This window comes from Microseira sp. BLCC-F43, from assembly GCF_041929235.1.
Classification (GTDB): domain Bacteria; phylum Cyanobacteriota; class Cyanobacteriia; order Cyanobacteriales; family Aerosakkonemataceae; genus Microseira.
Genome location: NZ_JBHFNP010000330.1, coordinates 1 through 2941, shown reverse-complemented (window position 1 = coordinate 2941; position 2941 = coordinate 1). Strand labels below are relative to the sequence as shown.

The following is a 2941-nucleotide window of genomic DNA, read 5'->3' as shown; positions in this document are numbered from 1 at the left end:
TATTCCCGACAAACTCTACGGTCGGGAAACGGAAGTTCAGACCTTACTGGAGGCATTTGATCGCGTTGCAGAAGGCGTTTCAGAATTGATGCTGGTTGCCGGATTTTCTGGGATTGGTAAAACCGCCGTCGTCAACGAAGTCCATAAACCGATTACCCGTCAGAAAGGCTATTTCATCAAAGGCAAATTCGACCAATTTAATCGCAACATTCCCTTTTTTGCCTTTGTCCAAGCATTTCGTGACTTGATGGGACAACTGCTGAGCGAAAGCGATGCTCAACTAGCGACCTGGAAAGCCAAAATTCTCAATGCACTGGGCGAAAACGGACAAGTAATCGTGGATGTGATTCCCGAACTAGAACGGATTATCGGACAACAGCCAACTGTACCGGAACTTTCTGGGAGTGCGGCGCAAAATCGCTTCAATTTACTGTTTCAGAAATTCATCCAAGTCTTCACCACAAAAGAACATCCGTTGGTAATGTTTTTGGATGATTTACAATGGGCGGATTCCGCATCTCTCAACTTGCTGAAATTGTTGATGAGTGAAAGATCTAGCTATTTACTGCTTCTGGGAGCGTATCGAGACAATGAAGTGTTTCCAGGGCATCCTTTAATGCTGACGCTGGAACAGATTCAGAAAGCTCAATCCACTGTCAATACGATTACCCTGTCACCCTTGGTAGAAATGACGGTGAATCAGTTGGTAGCAGACACCCTGAGTTGTCCCCCTGAATTAGCACAACCCCTGACCCAATTGGTGTATCAGAAAACTAAAGGGAATCCCTTTTTTACGACCCAGTTTCTCAAAGCACTGCATGAGGAGGGTTGGATTCAGTTCCAGCCAGAATTGGGTTACTGGCAATGTGACATGAGTTCGGTGCGGCAGTTGGCATTGACGGATGATGTGGTGGAGTTTATGGCCTTGCAGTTGCAGAAGCTTCCAGCAGAAACTCAAGAAGTTTTAAAATTGGCCGCTTGTATTGGCAACCAATTTGATTTGAATACTTTGGCGATTGTTTCAGAAAAATCGCCGATTGATACAGCGACGAACCTATGGAAAGCATTACAAGACGGGCTGATTCTCCCCATCTCTGAAACCTACAAGTTCTTCCAAGCGAACGACTCAGACAACCTCGAAGGCAATCGTGAGATTGTCGTTCCTTATAAATTCTTGCACGATCGCGTTCAACAAGCAGCTTATTCGCTGATTACTGACACTCAGAAACCACGGGTTCACTACAAAATTGGCAAGCTATTGTTGAGCAGCATGACCCAGGGTGAACGTGAGGAACAAATTTTTGTAATTGTCAACCAACTCAACCAGAGCATAGAATTAGTGACGCTAGAGAATGAAGATCGTGAACTTGCACAATTGAATTTTATGGCAGGGAAAAAAGCCAAAGCAGCAATAGCCTATGGTGCAGCTATTGAGTACTTCTCTATTGCCAGCACATTACTGACAACCGATTGTTGGGAACGACAGTATGATTTAGCCCTCGCGCTGTATCAAGAAACTGCTGAGGCAGCTTATTTGAATGGTGATTTTGTGCAAGCGGCTCAACAAATTGAACTTGTGCTGCGACAAGCGAGAACGTTGCCGGATAAAATTAAAGTTTACGAAGTACAAATTCAAAGTTGTATTGCTCAACATCAACTACTGGAGGCAATCAAGGTTGCGTTACAGGTTCTGCAACTATTAGGCATCCATTTTCCAGAGCAGCCAAATCAATCTCATCTGCAACAGGCATTAGAAAATGTGCGTTCTCATCTGAGCGGCAGACAGATTGAAAGCCTGATTGATTTGCCAGTTATGGACAATCCCTTTAAGCTGGCAGCCATGAAAGTTTTATCTCACATTGTGGTCGCGACGTTAATTGTTGCTCCCGATCTGTTTCCACTCGTTGTTTGTCAGCAGGTTGATCTGTCAATCAGCAGTGGCAATTCCTCCCTATCTGCCTCTGGTTATGCCAATTATGGATTGCTCTCATGTGCAATTTTGGCAGATATCAGTACGGGTTATGAATTTGGCAAGTTGGCATTGGCTCTCCTTGATCGATTCCAGGCAAAGGAGTCTAAGGCGAAAACGTTGCAAATTGCCAATGCTTTTGTCAAACATTGGAAAGAGCATCTCAAAGAAACACTCAGCCCTTTATTAGAAGGATACGTTAGTGGTCTAGAAACCGGAGATTTAGAATATGCTGCCTGGAATTTATTGGTGTCCTCTTACTTCCAGTTTCTCTTGGGTCGAGAATTAATCTCATTGTCCCAGGAAATGTCGGCAAATCGGGCGGCGATCGCCCACCTAAAACAAGACGCAGCTTTCACCTACCATGAGCAATTCCACCAAAGCGTTTTGAACTTGCTCGGTCAAGCGGTAGATCCCTGTCGATTAGTTGGTGATGCCTATGATGAAGACCAACAACTTGCTGTTCATCAGGAAACGAACGATCGAACGGCAATTTGTATTTTGTATATGAATAAGCTGCTCCTCTGCTATTGGTTTGGGAACTATACTCAAGCTGTTGAATATGCAACTCAAGCCGAAAAATACCTGAGTGGACTGGTTGGCTTACCATTAATTCCAATATTTTACTTTTATCAATCCCTGGCTAGCCTTGCAGCCTTTTCGATTACCGCTCCTTCTCAACAAGATCCATTGCTGCAAAAGATTAAGGTTAACCAAGAGAAGATGCAACATTGGGCATACCATGCGCCTGGGAACTGTTTGCATCGGTTTCAGCTAGTAGAGGCAGAAAAACATCGAGTTTTGGGCAACAAAACTCAAGCTATTGAACACTACGACCTTGCAATCTCCCTCGCCAAAGAAAACGGCTACATCCAAGACGAAGCCCTCGCTAACGAACTCGCCGCCAAATTCTATCTCGATTGGGGCAAAGAAAAAGTCGCCGCAAGCTACATGCTTGAAGCATATTATTGT

1 protein-coding gene is annotated in these 2941 nt (G+C 44.4%); it reads left to right on the top strand.

Going from position 1 to position 2941, the window contains the following annotated elements:
- A partial coding sequence (locus tag ACE1CM_RS44125) for an AAA family ATPase (protein WP_374885774.1) occupies positions 1-2941 on the top strand: 2941 nt, incomplete at both ends.